The organism is Marinobacterium rhizophilum, assembly GCF_024397915.1.
In the GTDB taxonomy this organism is placed as follows: domain Bacteria; phylum Pseudomonadota; class Gammaproteobacteria; order Pseudomonadales; family Balneatricaceae; genus Marinobacterium_A; species Marinobacterium_A rhizophilum_A.
On sequence record NZ_CP073347.1, the window covers coordinates 2,087,003 to 2,103,637 of the forward strand.

Below are 16,635 nucleotides of genomic sequence, written 5' to 3' on the forward strand. Positions count from 1 at the left end.
CAGCCTCAGCCCCAGAGCCGGCCAGCCAGTCCGCTGGCCCGCTGCGTACGCCGCGCGATAACCCGCTTTAACAGATAATCCGGTGCATAGAGCTCAAAGGTTTTGCGCGCCCGCGTAATCCCCGTATAGAGCAACTCCCGCGTCAGTACCGGCGCATCCTCCCCAGGCAGCAGCAGCAGCGTCTGATCGAACTCCGAACCCTGCGATTTGTGTACCGTCATGGCATAGACCGTTTCATGTTCGGGCATGCGGCTGGGCAACAGCGCACGGGCAGTCCCGCCCTGGTCGAACCAGACCCGCAGCTCGCCTTCGGCATTCGGCATGGCGATACCTATATCACCGTTGAACAGTTCCAGCGCCCCATCGTTGCGGGTGACGATGACCGGCCGCCCGGCATACCAGTGCCCCTGCGGCGTTATCAGCCCGGCATTGGCCAGCGCCTGCTCAATACGCTCGTTCAGCCCTGTCACGCCGTAGGGGCCGTTGCGCAGCGCACATAGCAGCTGAAAGCGACCAAAGGCCGCCAGCACCCGCTCGGCCGACGCCCCGGCAGCGAGCAGCTGCAGATAGGCCCGATATCCCTCCACACAGCGGCCGATCAGTACTTGGAAGCCGGCACTGTCCAGGCTGTGCCAGGCGATATCGGCAAAGCCCTCGCGCCACAGCGCCTGAAACTGCGCTTCATCCCCCAGGTTCACCGCCCGCGCCAGCCGGCCGATGCCACTGTCAGCACCAAAGCGATAGCTGGTACGCAGTTGCGCCAGAGAGTCGGCGATAGGTTTGGCATCTGGCGATTGCAGCACGGCACTATCGAGCCCGCAGGCCTGGGCCAGGTAGTCCGCCTGCGCCTGGCCGTACCCCAGTTCACCGGACCAGCTGCAGATATCCCCCAGCACACTGCCCGCTTCCACCGAGGCCAGCTGGTCACGATCACCGATCAGAATCAGCCGGGCGCCTTGCGGTAACGCCGCCAGCAGCCGCGCCATCATGGGCAGATCCACCATCGAGGCTTCGTCCACGACCAGCAGGTCCAGATGCAGCGGATTCCCGGCATGGTGACGAAAGCCTCGACTGCCCGGGCGCACACCCAGCAGCCGGTGCAGGGTAGACGCCTCCTGCGGAATCAGGCGCGCGATCTCGGGCGCAAGGTCCAGGCCTCCCCGCGCCGCTGAAATCGACTCCGCCATGCGCGCCGCCGCCTTGCCGGTGGGGGCTGCCAGGCGAATGCGCGGACGGCTCCCCAGCGCCAGTTGCTGCTCGATATAGAGCGCCAGCAACTTGATTACCGTGGTCGTCTTGCCGGTACCGGGCCCGCCACTGATGACACCCAGGCGCCGGTTCACCACCGCCGCCGCCGCCACCTTTTGCCAGTCAGGCTGCGCACCGGCATCCCCGAACAGTCGCTGCAGAGACGGCTTTAGCCTGGCAGGATCAACACCCAGCGGCTCACTGCGCTGTAACAGAAAGCTCGCCACATCACACTCGAAACGCCAGTAACGCTGCAAGTAGAGCCTATCCAGGTCCAGCACCAGTGGCGTCAGGCGCTCCCCGCCGGACAGCACTTCCCCGCCCGTCGTCACATCCGGCGTACCGCTGAACCAGGGCCGCAGCTGCTCCCCCAGCGGCGGGGCAAGACTGCGCAGCAGGTCCGGTACCGCCGCCAGCGGCAGGCAGACATTGCCGCGACCCAGCTCAAAACTGGTCAGTGCCGCCAGCAGCAGCAGGCTGGGATCCTGGCACTGGCCGGTCTGATGCAAAAAGCGCGCGAACTGAACATCCAGGGCGCGCAGACCGCCTGGCATCACCGCCTGCTGTAACAGCTGGAGTACCTGCATGCGTCAGCCCTCCACCGGCAGGGGCTGACCGTCAAACAGCCGGTCCAGCGCCTCGACCAGGGCCCTGGCGGGCCGGCGATGAAATACACCCGGGCGTTCCTTGTCACCGGCCCGCATGCCACGCAGGAACAGGTAGAACGCGCCCCCCATATGGGTATCGTAATCGTAGTCCGGCAGACGCTGGCGCAGCAGCCGGTGCAACGCCAGGGTGTAGAGCTGGTACTGCAGATCGTAACGGTGCTCCAGCATGGCGCTCTCCAGTGCGGTCCGGGCATAGGAGTCCGTCTCCTGCCCGAGGTGGTTGGATTTGTAGTCGGCGATGTAATAGCGCCCGTCGACACGGAATACCAGGTCGACAAACCCCTTCAGCATGCCCTGCACGCGATCGAACTGCAGCAAACCGGCCTTGGCCGAAAGCGCATCGCCCTCGGCCAGCAGCCGGTTCAGGGCACGGCAATCAAGCCCCGCCACCGGCAGCATGAATTCCAGCTCTACCAGCCGGTCAGCCGCCGGGACGCAGCGCAAGCACAGGCCGCTGTCATCCAGCGGGGCATCCAGCACATCGGCCACCAGCTGTTCCAGCACCGGCTGCCAGAGAGCATCGTAACCTTCGAGCTGCAGGCGCTCCTGCACCACCTGCGCCAGGCCGCTGTCACGCGCTGCTGGAAAATCCAGCTGCTCGAACAGCCCATGCAGGAAGGTCCCGGCCCGCGCCCCCTTGGGAAAGCTGAAGATATCCGCCTGCGGCACCGCCGCTGTCGGCATATCCGCTTCCGCAACGACCTCAAGATCGAGCCCCGGCAGCTCATTCAGGGTGCGCCCATGGCCATGGCTACTGAGCCCCGAGTAGCTGGCAATACGCCAGTCACGGGCGATACGCCCACGAAAGGGCCGCGCCTGCAGCACAGCGGCTTCGTCCGCCTGCGGTGGCAAACTGTCTGTGTGCAACGGCGGCTCGGACAGCACGATGCCGGCCACCTGGGCATAGTCTTCGAGACATGCGCGCAGCGCCTCCGGTTTTTCGCCACGCAGCAACAGATACCCCAGGGCACTGCCCGCCAGTACGCTTTTCTTGCCGGCACCGGATCTCAGGTCGGCAATCCCGAGGTAGCAGGCATGGACCGAGCGCGTCAGGGCCACGTACAGCAGGCGCAAATCCTCTGCCAGCCGTTCGGCATCGGCCTGCTCCAGGGCGTCCTGCCCGCCGCCAAGATCGAGCACGGTGCCATTGGCCTCGTCGTGATAAATCGCGGTGGAGGCGACCCGGTGACTGACCGGGAATGGCAGCAGCACCACCGGATACTCCAGCCCCTTGGATTTGTGGATGGTCACCAGGGTGACGCGATTTCGATCACTTTCAAGGCGCAGCTGCTGTGCGGCACTGCCACCGTTGGGGTTCTGCAGGTGTTCACCAAACCAGCGCATCAGCCCCGGCATGCCATCCAGCTGCTGACTGGCTTCCTGCAACAGCTCAGCCAGGTGCAGCAAGTCGGTCAGGCGGCGCTCGCCGCCCGGCAACGCCAGCAGTGCCTGCGCCAGGTCACGCCGCTCAAGCAGCTGATGCACCGTCGCCAGCACGCCCAGGTTTTCCCAGCGCTGGTGGTAAGCCATGAACTCGGCCACCAGCGTTTCCCAGCAGCGCTCGTCTTCATTCAGGGCATTCAGCGCCACGGCATCCTGCAGCAAAAGCCCGCTGGCCAGCGCAGTACGCAAAAAGCGCTCCTGCTGCGGCTCCTGCACCGCCTGCAGTATGCGGTACAGGTCGACGGCCTCCTGGGTGCTGAAGACACTGTCTCGGCCCGACTGATATACCGAGGGGACATTGCGCCGCTGCAGTTCGCGCTGCACCGCCGCCGCCTCATAGCGATCGCGCACCAGTATTGCCAGGTCCGCCGCCTCCAGCGGGCGCTCGCCCAGGCACGCCTCGCCCGCCAGCAGGGTCACCACCTGGCTGGCACAGCTGGCGGCGAAATGCGCCAGGTAGTCGCCCTTGGCCATGGGATCGCCGGCCAGGTGCCAAAGCGTGAGCGCAGGCACCCGCTCGCCCCGCAGCCGCAGCGGCTTTTTATCCGCATGGGCCGCGGCACGGACCTCGACAAAGGGGATGTCCTCGTCGTAAATGAAGGGGGCGTCATGGCGTGCAAACAGGCGGTTGACCGCATCCACCATCGCCTGACCCGAGCGCCAGTTGGTCTCCAGCGTGTAATGATCGGCCACGGCCCGGCGAGCCTGGATATAGGTAAAGATATCGGCGCCACGAAAGGCATAGATCGCCTGCTTGGGGTCACCGATCATGAACAGGCCGCTTTGTGGAGCATCGGCATAGAGGGTGCTGAAAATGCGGTACTGCTGCGGGTCCGTGTCCTGAAACTCATCGATCAGCGCCACCGGATACTGCGCCCGGATGGCCAGCGCCAGGCGTTCACCGGCGCTGGATACCAGCGCCTTGTCGAGCCCGCTGAGCAGGTCATCGAAACCCTGCACCCGGCGCTGCTGCTTGTTGAGCGCCAGACGCCGGCGCACCTCGTGCAGCGCCTCGGTCAGCAACAGCTCGCGCAGCGGTGCCCAGCTCTCGCAAAGCACCTCCAGTTGCTCGAACAACGCATGCTCGGGAGTGACACCGTTCTTTTTGGTTTTGGCGCGCAACTGGCTCTGGCAAAAGCGCTGCAGGTTTTTCAGCACAACGCTGTCCGGCAGCACCTGGGACGAAGCGCAGTAGTCGTCGATACTGCCAAGCCAGCCAGGAATGGAGGCCTTGCGATAGCTGGTGCCATTCAGGTCCGCCGCCTGAACCAGCGCCAGCAGGTCGTCGCTGTTGTGGCGCCAGGCCTGCTTGAAGGCTGCAACCCGCAGGTCCTGTTCTTGCCAGAGCTCCAGCAGGCTCACGCCGGCCAGGTCCGGCAGCAGCCGCAGGCCATCGGTCGCCAGGTGGGGACGAATATCCTTGAGCAAGCGGGCCGGCTCCGACCAGAGCTGCAGCACCTCGTCAGCCAGGGCATCGGGCAGGGTATAGAGTCGCTGGCGCCAGTAATCCAGCATGGCTTCGTGCAGCAGCGGCGCGTCATCCTGTTCCAACTCGGTATCGAACAGACTGCCGCTTTCGAACGCATGCTGCTTGAGCATGCGCTGGCAGAAACCGTGGATGGTAAAGATGGCCGCCTGGTCCATGCTGCGGGCCGCATCGCCAAGCAGCCGCGCGGCCGCGCCATGGTCCGGCGTATCGTCCAGCAGCCCCTGGATAAAGGCATCCCCGCTGGCGCCTCGCATAAAGGCACGGCGCGCCTCCTGGATGCGCGCCCGCACGCGGTCACGCAGCTCCTCGGTGGCCGCCTCGGTAAAGGTCACCACCAGAATTTCATCCACGTCCAGCGCCCGTGCATGGGCTGCACCCTCGGCGCCATGCCCCAGCAGCAGGCGCAGGTAGAGCGCCGCGATGGTGTAGGTCTTGCCGGTACCGGCACTGGCCTCGATCAGGCGCATGGCGTGCAGCGGGAAGCTCAGCGGGTTCAGAATCTGATGCGCGGCCATGCTCAGTCCTCCTGCTCGATGAAGCCGGGGAGGTCAGCGAACAGCTGCTCGCTGAGCGCCTGTAACGGCGTACTGATACTGTCAAAATCCGGCCAGGCCCTGGCGATGTAGGGGTCGTCCCCCTCGCCGGGCATGGTAAAGCCCGGGTTAAAGGCATCCCGGGCCTTTTTCAGCGCCTCGTCCTTGTCCTCATGGGAGACCCAGGCCCAGGCGGTATTCGCCGCCAGCGGCAGCGGCTCGCACAGGCCCTGTCGATAGCCGGCCAGCAGGCGGTTAAGCACCGCGATGGCGGCATCCCGCGCGATGGGTTTGAAACGAAGCCTCATCACCCCGGCCTTGCGATCGACCCCGAGGTACTGGCAGCCGTGCAGCCCGGCACCCGCGCTGGCCACCAGGTGCAGAATCCAGCCGCGCAGATGGTCGTGTCCTTTCAGCCCCGCGGGCCGATAACGAATCAGGCTGCCGTCATGCACCCCGTCAAGCCAGCCATTCAACTGGCATCCCTCCAGCGCCAGGCTGACCTCGTGCCGGCTCTCGGGGCTTGCCAGCAAGGGCTGCAGCGCCTGGGCCAGCGGATCGACATCGCCACGGTGACGCTTGAGCAGACGGGTGCCGGCCATGCCCACCGGCAACCCGCCCTGGGCCACCAGCCGCCGCGCCAGCACATCCAGCGGCTCTGCGCGCAGCTGCGCCTGCAGGATCTGCTGTTTGAGGCCGTAGCCTTCAAGCCCGTCCAGGGCAAAGGGTTCTTCATCCAGAGTCTCGACGCCCTGCTCGTAAAAACTGACCCGCAGACGGCGCTGGAAAAAATAGCGACAGGGGTTGCGGTAAAACGCCAGCAGCTCATCCAGCTCCAGTTCGGTCACGGGTTCCGCGGCCAGCGGTATCCCGCAAAACGGGCTCGCCGCCCCACTGCGGCTGCCGGCAGCCGGCAACCACTGATCGGCATAGCTGAACAGCTGGTCCGAATCACCATTGAAATAACGTTCGCTGTAGGCGGTCAACGGATGTTCGGTCACCAGCGCCTGGCGCAACTGGCGGGCGCTCTCTTCCGGGCTCAGTGCACGCTGGGATTCGAGCACAAAGCCCTGGGTGCAGTACTCCAGCAGCTCAGTCACCAGCACCGAGGGCACCCGCTCGCGGTTGTCCGCGATGGAGCGCCCTATATAGCTGATATAGAGCAGGTCCTGGGCCGAGAGCAGGGCCTCGAGGAACAGGTAGCGGTCGTCATCCCGGCGCGAACGGTCGCCCCGGCGCGGATGCTTCGCGATCAGGTCAAACCCCATGGGCGCCAGCGTGCGGGGATAGACGCCGTCGTTCATGCCCAGCAGGCACAGCACCCGAAAAGGGATTGAGCGCATGGGCATGAGGGTACAGAAGTTGACCGGCCCCACCATGAAGCGCTGACTGCTACGCTGTTCCCCCAGGCTCTGGGCCAGGTAGTCCACCAGGATTTCTGCGCTCAGGGGGGCCTCGGAGGCGGCGTCGGTCAGCTCCTGCTGCAGGCTCTCGAGCACATGGCGCACCTGGGACAGGGCCAGTTCGTCTTCTTCATCGGGGCTGTAGCAGGCCAGCAACAGCCGGTTGATCTCGCTGACCCAGTCGGCCACCGGGCGGGCACCGCGAAACAGCCTGCAGGTTGCCTCCAGCAGATCGATAAAGTCCGCCAGAGGTCCGAGCAGCACCGCGTCCAGCCCTTCGACTTCACCATAGGGGGCCTGCTCCTGCCAGAGCTCGGTATCCGTCATCAGGGCATAGCCGGCCAGCATGCGGCGCAGGCCGAAACGCCAGCTGTTCTGCTCAAACGGTGGCAGCGCAAGGGATTCACGCTGGCTGGCATCCAGCCCCCAGCGGACGCCGGACTGTTCGATCCAGGCCCGCAGCCGGTCAAAGCCTTCGATGTCCAGGCCAAAGCGGCGCAGGGTGGCCGGTACCTCCAGCAGGTCCAGTACCTCGGATACTCGCAGCCGGCTTTGCGGCAACTGCAGCAGCATCAAAAAGCTCTGCAGTAACGGGCTTTCCTGCTGCAGGGATCGGTCCGAGATCGAAAACGGAATACGTCGTTCGAAGCGTGCGCTGCCAAACACCGCCTCGATATGGGGCGCGTAGGCGGCCACATCCGGCATCATGACGATAATGTCCCGCGGTGCCAGGGTCGGATCGGATTCCAGCAGCGCCAGGATCTGATCCTGCAGGACCTCAAGTTCGCGCACCGGGCTGTGGCAGCTGTGCAGCTGCACAGACCGGTCCCCGGGTTCCAGCAGCGTCTTGTAGCTGGAGTCCTCTGCCCCGGGTGGCTCGATGCTGCGATCCTCCAGCTCGAGAATATCCCGCTGCACATGCCCGAGCAGCGTCTGTGACGCCTGCAGCGCCTCCCCCGGCAGCTCAAAGAAATCGAACCCCGTCAGCTCCATGTCCTGCAGCTGGTGCAGGTAGTCTCGCCCCAGCTTGCCCATGGAGGCCAGCAATGGATTACCGCTTTCGAGGTAACCGGCAGGGCCCGCATCAAACAGGCTGCCCTGGGCAGGCTCAGCATCGCCTGCACGAAACAGTCGGCGGCTGAGCTTGGCCAGGTAGGCCGGATCCACGATATCCCCCCAGTAGTGCCGGCAGGGGTTGAGGATAAAAAGGTGCACATCGATACGCTGCCCCAACGCCTGCAGCGCCTGCAAAAAGGTCTGCGGCAATGCCGAGATGCCGAACACGAACAGCCGCGACGACAGCCCGCCAGGGGTCATGGCGGCCAGCGCCTTGACGAAGGTCTGCTGCATATTGGCGCGGTGCCAGTGCGGCTGCCCCAGCGCCCGGGTTCTTTCCACCAGGGCCCGCCACAGCAGTGGCTGCCAGGCCTGGTCATTCAGGGGGGCAGGCTCGGGCTCGCCGCGATCCCAGGCCTCGATCCAGTCGGGCCTGTAGACCAGGTACTGGTCAAAAATGTCGGCGATCTTGCCGCACAGCTGGTAACGCTTGAAGCCGGTCTCGTCCGCCTCGAGGTAATGGCGCAGGGGCAAAAATTCATCCTGCGGCAATAACGGCGGCAACAGTTCCATCAGCTTCCAGGTCATGGCTTCCTTGCGATAGGCAGAACGCTCAGGCACTTCTGGCAGCAGCTTGGCAAAACTCTGCCACAGAAAGGTCGCCGGCAGCGGAAACTGCACTCCGGCAGCAATGCCCAGGCTCGCGGCCATTTCAAGGCGAAGCCACTGAGCCATGCCGGGGCTCTGCACCAGGATGGTTTCATCCTGGAATGGGTCCGGCAGCGGGTCACGCTCGATGAGCAGCACCAGCAGGTCTTTCAGGTTGGTCAGCGAGTGGGAATGATAGATCTGCAGCATGTCCTGTCCCTGGGAAACGGAGCCTGCGAAGGCCCTGCAGACGGCAACTGTACAGCCACCGCCTTACCGGAAAATGACGCGGGGCGTCATCATATTGTCGCAACCCGCGGGTCTAATGGTACCTGCCTGAACGAACTTGAATAGCCCATGGCCACCTGCCTCAGCCATGCACCGACAACGGGAGCCCAACCATGAACCTGCAACCCTCCAGCCCGGCCCGGTCCAGCCAGCCCCTGCGCCCCGGGAATACCGCCGGCAAACAGCCAGCAATGCTGTCACGTCAGCGGCTGCTCAGGCGTGCCGGGGCCATACGGCAACAGGCCCGCAGCGCGACCGATCTGTGGCTTGCAGAACAGTACGAAGCGGCGGCCGAGCTGCTCTAGCACAGGGCTGAAAAGCTGCCCGCCGCGCTCCCGGCAGCCTAGCCCGGTGGCGCCCCATCGGGGGGATTTTTCGGCACCGGCAGGTTCGGCACGATGGCCGGCTCGAACTGGCCAAAGCCCTCCTCCAGGGTCCAGAGCGTTAGCCCCTGCTCCACCCGCACCACACCCTCAAAGCGCTGGCGCAGGTAATCCACCGCCGCATCGAAAGCGTCGATGTCACACAGAATAACGCCGCCACGGCCATTCTCGGTACTGAACAAATAACTTTTCATTGCGCTCTCCTCGGGAGCCGAATCATCGCACAAAGACGCAGCCAGTTTAAGCCATACGGTCATTGCAGGATCCGGGCGTCAGTCACCTCGAGCGCCGCGGGCGGCGGAATGTAGAAAAATTACGAACATAATTTACATCCAGACTTAAGACTTTGCCCGCATGCTGCTATTCTCATCTCCATCGCGCCACACTCGGTTGCACCGCGAGCCCCCTGAATTACAGCGAGAAGGCTGCCCCGCGACCGGCACAGGCCAGGATTTTAAAACTGTACGTCTGAGGTATGTCATGAAGAAGCAAGTCGTCATCATTGGCGGCGGGGCGGGCGGGCTCGAGCTTGCCACCCGTTTGGGCCGTCGCTACGGCCGCAAGGGAATGTCGGTGACCCTGGTGGATTGCAACCAGACCCACCTGTGGAAACCCCTGTTGCATGAAGTTGCCACCGGCTCGCTGGATGCGGGCATCGATGAGTTGAGCTACCGCGCCCAGGCCGCAAACAACCATTTCCGCTTTCGTATCGGTCGCCTGGACGGCCTGGATCGCGCCAACCGCAAAGTCCACCTGGCCGCAGTGACCGATGAGGACGGGCTCGAGATCCTGCCGCAGCGCTCACTGGATTATGACCTGCTGGTACTGTCCATCGGCAGCGTGACCAATGATTTCGGTACACCGGGCGCCGCCGAGCACTGTGTCTTTCTCGATAGCCGCGAGCAGGCGGAACTGTTCCGTCACAACCTGCTCAATGCCTACCTGCGTACCAGCGCCGACCCGCATCCGCTGAAGATAGCTATCGTCGGCGCCGGCGCCACCGGTGTCGAACTGTCGGCCGAGCTGTTCAACACCGCCCGGGAGCTGACCAGCTACGGCTTCGAGCAGGGCGATGCCCAGCAGCTCGAGGTCAGCCTGGTGGAAGCCGGCCCCCGTATCCTGCCGGCCCTGCCGGAACGCATTTCCGCCGCGGCTCACCAGGAGCTGGAAAAGCTCGGCGTGCGGGTTCGCGCCGCCACCCCGGTACGGGAGGTCACGGCCGAAGGCCTGATGACCGCCAGCGACGAACTGATCGAGGCGCACCTGATGGTATGGGCAGCCGGCATCAAGGCGCCCGCTGTCACCCGAGACCTGGACGGACTGGAAGTCAATGCGCGCAACCAGTTGCTGGTGAACGCCAGCCTGCAGACCACCCAGGATGCCAATATCTTCGCCCTGGGCGACTGTGCCGCCTGCCCCATGCCGGATGGCAAGGGCACCGTGCCGCCAAGAGCCCAGTCCGCCCACCAGATGGCCTCTCACCTGCACCGCCATATCCGCAAGATTCTTGACGGCCAGCCGATTCCCGCGTACCGGTACCGCGACCATGGTTCGCTGATTTCACTGAGTCGCTTCAGCACCGTGGGCAGCCTGATGGGCAACCTGAGCGGCAAAAGTCTGATGATCGAAGGCCGCCTGGCACGGCTGGTATACATCTCGCTGTACCGCATGCACCAGATGGCACTCTACGGCGTCACCAAGACCATACTGGTCACCCTGGTCGATCGCATCAACCGGGTCATACGTCCGCGCCTGAAGCTTCACTAAGCCCACGCCCAACCCTGTCAAGCGGGACCGCCCGGTCCCGTTTCGCACGGCCATGCAGATGGCGCCACAGGAGGCGCCACGCGGCCCCTGAGCCATACGCCTCAATTGCGCCAGTGCAGCGCTTATGCGAGTATCGAAGGCAAACTCACCCGTTTGCTTCCTCACGGACTAGGATTTCGGAGTTCAACCTATGCTCCACTCCCTCTCGACGCTGACGTCGCTGGTACAGGACATTTCCCGCGCCGAAAACGCTGTCGCCGCCATGCGCCAGATCGTCGTCAAGCTCACTGAACTGTTTTCAGTGCCGGTTTGCAGCCTTTATCTAAAATCATCCTCCGAACAGCGCCTGGTACTGGCCGCCACCGCAGGTCTCGCGGACGTTGCCGTCGGCAAGGTCAGCCTGGCGCTCAATGAAGGCCTGGTGGGCAAGATCGGCCGCACCCTGCACCCGTTGAACCTGGCCGATGCCCCGACCCACGACAAGTTCGTGTTTATTCCCGAAACCCACGAAGCCCCCTACCACCAGTTCATGGGCGTACCGCTGATTCACCTGCGTGAACTGATCGGCGTACTGGTGATTCAGGGCACCGAGCAGCAGCGTTTCAGCCAGGATGCCGAGGCCTTCATGGTCACGATCGCCAGTCAGCTGGCGGGCACGCTGCAATCGATACAGCGTTCCGGCGCCTGGCTGCCGCAACAGCCCACCACCCAGGAAGTTGACCGTTACAGCGGCGTCAAGAGCGCGCCGGGCATTGGCTGCGGCCGACTCGAGGTGCTGCACCTTAACCTCAGCCTGCAGGACATCACCCAGCAGCGCAGCACCAGCATCGACGCCGAACTCACCCGTTTCGAGTCCGCCGTCGCTCGCCTGAAAGATGAACTCAGCCTGGGGGCCTCGCGCCTGGGCGACAGCCTGCCCTCCGATGTCGCCAACCTGTTTTCCGTCTACCTGATGATGCTGCAGAGCCCGGAACTGCATGACCGCACCGTGCAACAGATCCGGCAGGGCTTCAAGGCCAGCTGGGGTTTGCGGGAAACCGTCGAGGAGCTGGCCGGCGCTTTCGACCAGGCCACGGACCCTTACCTGCGCGCCCGGGGCGAAGACATTCGCAATATCGGCAACCGCCTGCTGCGCCACATGCTCAGCAAGAACCCGCTGGAAACGGCCAGCGAGCAGCGCGAACTGGTGCTGGCCAGTGACCTCATCAGTATTGCCGACCTGTCCATTTACCGTCCCGAACAGATCAAGGGCATCATCTGTACGGCAGGTTCCGCCCTGTCCCACACCGGCATCGTCGCCAATGCCCTGGGCATTCCTGCGGTCATGGGGGTATCCAGCCTCGATCTGAAAAAATTCGATGGCGAAGAGGTCGTTGTCGACGGCTACCGTGGCGAGTGCATTCTGCACCCGTCCCCCACCCTGCTGACGGAATATCGCCGCCTGCAGCACGCCGATGCCCAGTTTATCGACCAGTTGGCCTGCCTCCGTGACCTGCCGGCCGAGACCCGGGACGGTGTACGGGTGCAGTTGCTGACCAATACCGGCCTGCTGGCCGACGTGACCCCTGGCCGCAAGCACGGCGCCGAGGGCGTGGGGCTCTATCGCTCCGAAATTCCCTTCATGCTGCACGACAGCTTCCCGACCGAAGACGAGCAGTATGAAATCTACCGCCAGGTGCTGAGCGCCTACTCGCCGCTGCCCGTGTCCATGCGCACCCTGGATATCGGCGGTGACAAGCAGCTGCCCTACTTCGAGATACGCGAAGACAACCCCTTCCTCGGCTGGCGCGGCATTCGCTTTACCCTGGACAATACTTCCCTGCTGGTTACCCAGCTGCGCGCCATGCTGCGGGCCAATGTGGACAATGACAACCTGCGCCTGCTGATCCCCATGGTCAGCCGGATCGACGAGCTGCAGACCTTTGTCCACATCGTCGATGACACCCTGGAAGAGCTGCAGTCCGAGGGTGTCGCCGTGGTGCGCCCGCCCATCGGCATGATGGTTGAGGTCCCCTCGGCCGTATTGTTGTTGCCACGCATGCTGAAATACGTGGATTACGTGTCCATCGGCTCCAACGACCTGACCCAGTACCTGCTGGCGGTCGATCGCAACAATCCCAAGGTCTCGGCACTGTTCGACAACCTGAACCCCGTCATGCTGGTGGCGCTGGAGCAGATCGTGGCCCATACCCGGGCCGCCAATGTGCCGCTGGCGCTGTGCGGGGAAATGGCATCGGACCCCGCCGCGGTGCTTCTGCTGCTGGGTATGGGGCTGCGTTCCCTGAGTCTCAGCGCCCACAGCATTCCCAAGATCAAGTGGCTGATCCGCTCGGTCAACTTTACCGATGCCCAGGCGCTGCTGCACAAGGCACAGAACCTCGCCAGCGAGGTGGAAATACGCGCCCTCATGAGCGAGGAACTCAAGCGCCTGGGACTCAAAAACCTCAGCGGCCCCGAGCCCGTAGCCATCGTCTGAGCTGCGGCTGGCAGCATCGCACCGACAAGTATCGGGCCCGGCAGCATTTTTACTGTACATGGGCCCGATTACTGCACAGAATCTGATCGACTCAATACCCGTTCAGGTTAGGGATCGATGCAGACACTCACTGAAAACCAGATTTTAGAGCGCATTCAAAACCGCACCCCGTTTAACGCCCGCCTGCGGGACGGCTCGCTGCATGTCCGGGTGGATGAATACCTGCCGATTGTCTGTACCGCACTGCACGGCGGCAGCCGCCTGCACAGCGACAGCCTGCAGCGCCTGGCCGTGGACGACAAGGCTCGCCTGCAACTGGAGGACCGGGGCAGTGACTGGCTGATCGAACTGATGCCCATCGCCCTCTGCGCCCAGGATTCACGCATCGATTATGACCTGAGCCTGCCGGCCAACCGCTGTGTGCGCAACGAAATCAACGACACGCAACTGTGGCTCAAGCCTGTGACCAAGACCATGCGCCACCGCGGCCAGGAACGTCACCAGCGGATTTACCGCATCCTGGACGCCCTGCTCTGGGCCATCGAGGAGGATCACAGCCACGCCGTGCTGTTCGATGTGCACAGCTGTCCGTTCGAAGAAATGAAAGACGGTCACAGCAAGATGCACATTGCCATCGAGGATGTGGACAGCGAACAGTGGAACCCGCTGATCAAGCGTCTGCAGAGTCGCCTGGGGGAGATCGAGCTGCCCAACCTCGACAACCGCGTCAGCGTGGGTGAGCGCAATCACGGCGGCGGCTACACCTCGAGCCACATTGGCGAACACCACAGCCACACCCTGACCCTGCCGTTTGAGATCCAGAAGGTGTTTCTGGACCTGGATTCGGGTGCGCCCTTTCCGCTGGTGGTCGATGCACTGCGCCATGGCCTGCACGATGTACTGCTCGACACCACCGCGGACGCCAGCCGTGTTCTCCCGGGACCCTCGCTGCATCGCAATGACCTGATGGCCACCGAACTGCCCCCCGAGGTGCTGCTGGTCGATCGCGAACTGAAAAAGCTCGCCCGCGGTCTCGAAACGCTGCTCTATATCAACCCCATCAACATGCCCGTCGAGCAACGGCGGTTTTTCAAGCACCAGGGACGCCAGGCCCCCAATTTCCGCTACCGCCAGCTTAAAATCGATCCCTACGCCCACCGCGAAAAGCTCTACCGCCTGCCGGTGGACGCCATTCGCGAACCGGCCCTGCGCCAGCTCTACCGCCAGGTGATCGATGCGCTGGCGGAACGCATCGACATGCTGGTCAGCATCGGCACCGACAGCTTCCTTTACAACTCGCTGCGTTACTACGGCGAGCCCACCGCGGGCGAACTGGCCAATGCGCGCTTTTTGCTGCACGCCGCCGACCGTGCCGAAGAGCTGAACGGCCAGCAGCTAAGTTCAAAGGAGATGATTCCGCAGTTCCAGCAGCTGGCCAAAGAGTGGGGACTCAAGTGCAAGGTCGAGCTGTCTGACCGCCTGATCGCGGCTGCCATGGTGAACAACGGCCGCAAAGCGCTGCTGGTACGCCGCTCCGCCAGGGTCAGCCCGGTGGAACTCAAGGCGCTGGCACATCACGAGCTTGGGGTGCACATGACCACCTCGCTCAACGCCAAACAGCAGCCACTGGAAGTCTTCTCCCTGGGCCTGCCCAACAACACCCACACCCAGGAAGGCCTGGCGATCTACAGCGAATACCGCTCCGGCAACCTGACGCTCAAGCGCCTGAAAAGCCTGGCGCTGCGGGTCATCGCCGTGGACCTGATGATCCGCTACGGCGATTTCTGCCGCACCTGGCGCACCATCGTCGAAGATTACGGCACCGAACCCGAAGAAGCCTTCCGCGTTTGTACGCGCGTGCACCGCGGCGGCGGCTTTACCAAGGATCACCTGTACCTGAGTGGCTTTAGAGATGCCTACCAGCTGCACAAAACGCGGGATATCACCGGTCTCTTTATCGGCAAGACCAGCTTCGAGTTTCTGGACCTGATCGACGACCTGCTGGCCCGCGGCCTGCTGACCCCGCCGACCTACCTGCCGGTCTGCCTGAGCGACCCCGGCGCTTCGGCACCGGAGATCGACTACCTGGTATCCTGTATTCGCTGATGTGAAAGGCAGGGGCGAGGAGAAAGGGGCAAGGGAGAAGGAGAAAGGGGCAAGGAGCAAGGGAGAAGGGGCAAGGTCAAAAATAAACCGGCCGGCCCGGGACTGCACGTGACCGGGCAGGTCAATACATGATGTCTAGATATTGCGGGCAATCAGATAGAGCACAATGCCGACAACGATCAGGCCAAAGATAACCTGCGATTGCAGGCTATTCATTTTGCGCTTGCGACCCGACCTCGTGGTGGGGATACCGGTGGCATTGGCCGATTTTCGTTTCATGTTTTTCTTGTGTTTCTTCACAGAACTCATGACCCGTCCTTTACCTGCATTCAGTCAGGCTGCTGACTCCAGAGCTTGAAAGGGGCACAACGCTCCAGCACCTTGCCCCGCCGCACCACCAGCACCTCGCCGGGCTCAAGCCCCTGCCAGCCCGCGTCCCCCGGTGCCTGGCTGGCAATTCTCACCGCGCCCTCGGACTGGTGCAGATACAGGCCAGGCTGCTGCGGATCATCAGGCTTGCCCTGACCGTGCGCAAACAGCAACTCGCTGTCTGCGTAGACAAAGTTGGCCAGGCCCAGCGGGCGCATGCGGGCGGCAAAATCCGACACCACGGCCAGGCGCACCTCGGGCAGCGGCTTGTCGTCCTGCCACAGCACCCGCATGCGGGACATCAGTACGCAAAAGGCATGCTCGGCCGAGGTTTCACCGATGGGCGTATAGACCCCCGTGGGATAGGCACGACTGTCCTCCAGACCCGCGAGTTCGCCCTCCATGACAAACAGATGCATGCACCCCATCAGCTCGCGGGCAAAGGGCTGACAGTTTGCCAGCCCAGCTGGCGGCTCCTGCGGCGCCAGCTGCTGTGACAGCAGCAGGGCGCAGCCAGACGCATGGCGCTCAACAAAGCCGGCTACGAGCCCGGCCATCAGTGGGTCCCGCACCCGCTGGGCGTCGACGCCGTCATAACACCCCAGCCCCCAGCTGCCGACGGTCTCTTTCGAGGGCACAGCAAGACCTTCAAGGCACTGCTGTAGCGGGGCTTCAACGCCGGAATACGCGAACAATAACGACACGCCTGCAACCTCCCTTTAAGTGTTTCAAATCCCTGCGCGGACGCACGGATCAGG

The 16,635-nt window shown here is 63.6% G+C and carries 10 protein-coding genes; 4 read left to right on the forward strand and 6 right to left on the reverse strand.

The window, feature by feature from the left end; all coding sequences use genetic code 11:
- Window positions 1-5: 5 nt before the first annotated feature.
- The 3 genes from recD to recC are packed head-to-tail and all read right to left on the reverse strand — an operon-like array spanning window position 6 to window position 8,698.
- Entirely contained in the window at window positions 6-1,835 is a 1,830-nt protein-coding gene (gene recD / locus KDW95_RS09405; protein ID WP_255856013.1) for an exodeoxyribonuclease V subunit alpha, read from the reverse strand.
- A gap of 3 nt (window positions 1,836-1,838) precedes the next feature.
- Complete coding sequence (recB, locus tag KDW95_RS09410; protein ID WP_255856014.1) at window positions 1,839-5,363, reverse strand: exodeoxyribonuclease V subunit beta; 3,525 nt, start codon at window positions 5,361-5,363, stop codon at window positions 1,839-1,841.
- A gap of 2 nt (window positions 5,364-5,365) precedes the next feature.
- Window positions 5,366-8,698, reverse strand: a complete 3,333-nt coding sequence (gene recC / locus KDW95_RS09415; protein WP_255856015.1) for an exodeoxyribonuclease V subunit gamma — start codon at window positions 8,696-8,698, stop codon at window positions 5,366-5,368.
- A 191-nt stretch (window positions 8,699-8,889) separates the two neighbouring features.
- Between recC and KDW95_RS09420 the strand changes: the two genes are divergently transcribed.
- Entirely contained in the window at window positions 8,890-9,081 is a 192-nt protein-coding gene (locus tag KDW95_RS09420) for a hypothetical protein (protein ID WP_255856016.1), read from the forward strand.
- Between the two features lie 38 nt (window positions 9,082-9,119).
- Here KDW95_RS09420 and KDW95_RS09425 read toward each other — a convergent pair whose 3' ends face one another.
- Complete coding sequence (locus tag KDW95_RS09425) at window positions 9,120-9,353, reverse strand: hypothetical protein (RefSeq protein ID WP_255856017.1); 234 nt, start codon at window positions 9,351-9,353, stop codon at window positions 9,120-9,122.
- 286 nt (window positions 9,354-9,639) lie between these two features.
- Between KDW95_RS09425 and KDW95_RS09430 the strand changes: the two genes are divergently transcribed.
- The 3 genes from KDW95_RS09430 (at window position 9,640) to KDW95_RS09440 (ending at window position 15,508) form a co-directional block, all read left to right on the forward strand.
- A complete protein-coding gene (locus KDW95_RS09430; RefSeq protein WP_255856018.1) occupies window positions 9,640-10,926 on the forward strand; it encodes an NAD(P)/FAD-dependent oxidoreductase in 1,287 nt (428 codons plus the stop codon).
- Window positions 10,927-11,116: 190 nt separating this feature from the next.
- On the forward strand, window positions 11,117-13,402 hold the full coding sequence (gene ptsP, locus KDW95_RS09435) for a phosphoenolpyruvate--protein phosphotransferase (protein ID WP_255856019.1): 2,286 nt from the start codon (window positions 11,117-11,119) through the stop codon (window positions 13,400-13,402).
- A 117-nt stretch (window positions 13,403-13,519) separates the two neighbouring features.
- Window positions 13,520-15,508, forward strand: a complete 1,989-nt coding sequence (locus KDW95_RS09440) for a flavohemoglobin expression-modulating QEGLA motif protein (protein ID WP_255856020.1) — start codon at window positions 13,520-13,522, stop codon at window positions 15,506-15,508.
- Window positions 15,509-15,643: 135 nt separating this feature from the next.
- Here KDW95_RS09440 and KDW95_RS09445 read toward each other — a convergent pair whose 3' ends face one another.
- Both KDW95_RS09445 and KDW95_RS09450 read right to left on the reverse strand, forming a co-directional pair.
- On the reverse strand, window positions 15,644-15,817 hold the full coding sequence (locus tag KDW95_RS09445) for a hypothetical protein (protein ID WP_255856021.1): 174 nt from the start codon (window positions 15,815-15,817) through the stop codon (window positions 15,644-15,646).
- A 20-nt stretch (window positions 15,818-15,837) separates the two neighbouring features.
- The gene (locus KDW95_RS09450; protein WP_255856022.1) at window positions 15,838-16,581 is read right to left on the reverse strand and encodes a class II glutamine amidotransferase; all 744 of its coding nucleotides are present in this window, start codon (window positions 16,579-16,581) and stop codon (window positions 15,838-15,840) included.
- Between the last annotated feature and the right edge of the window lie 54 nt (window positions 16,582-16,635).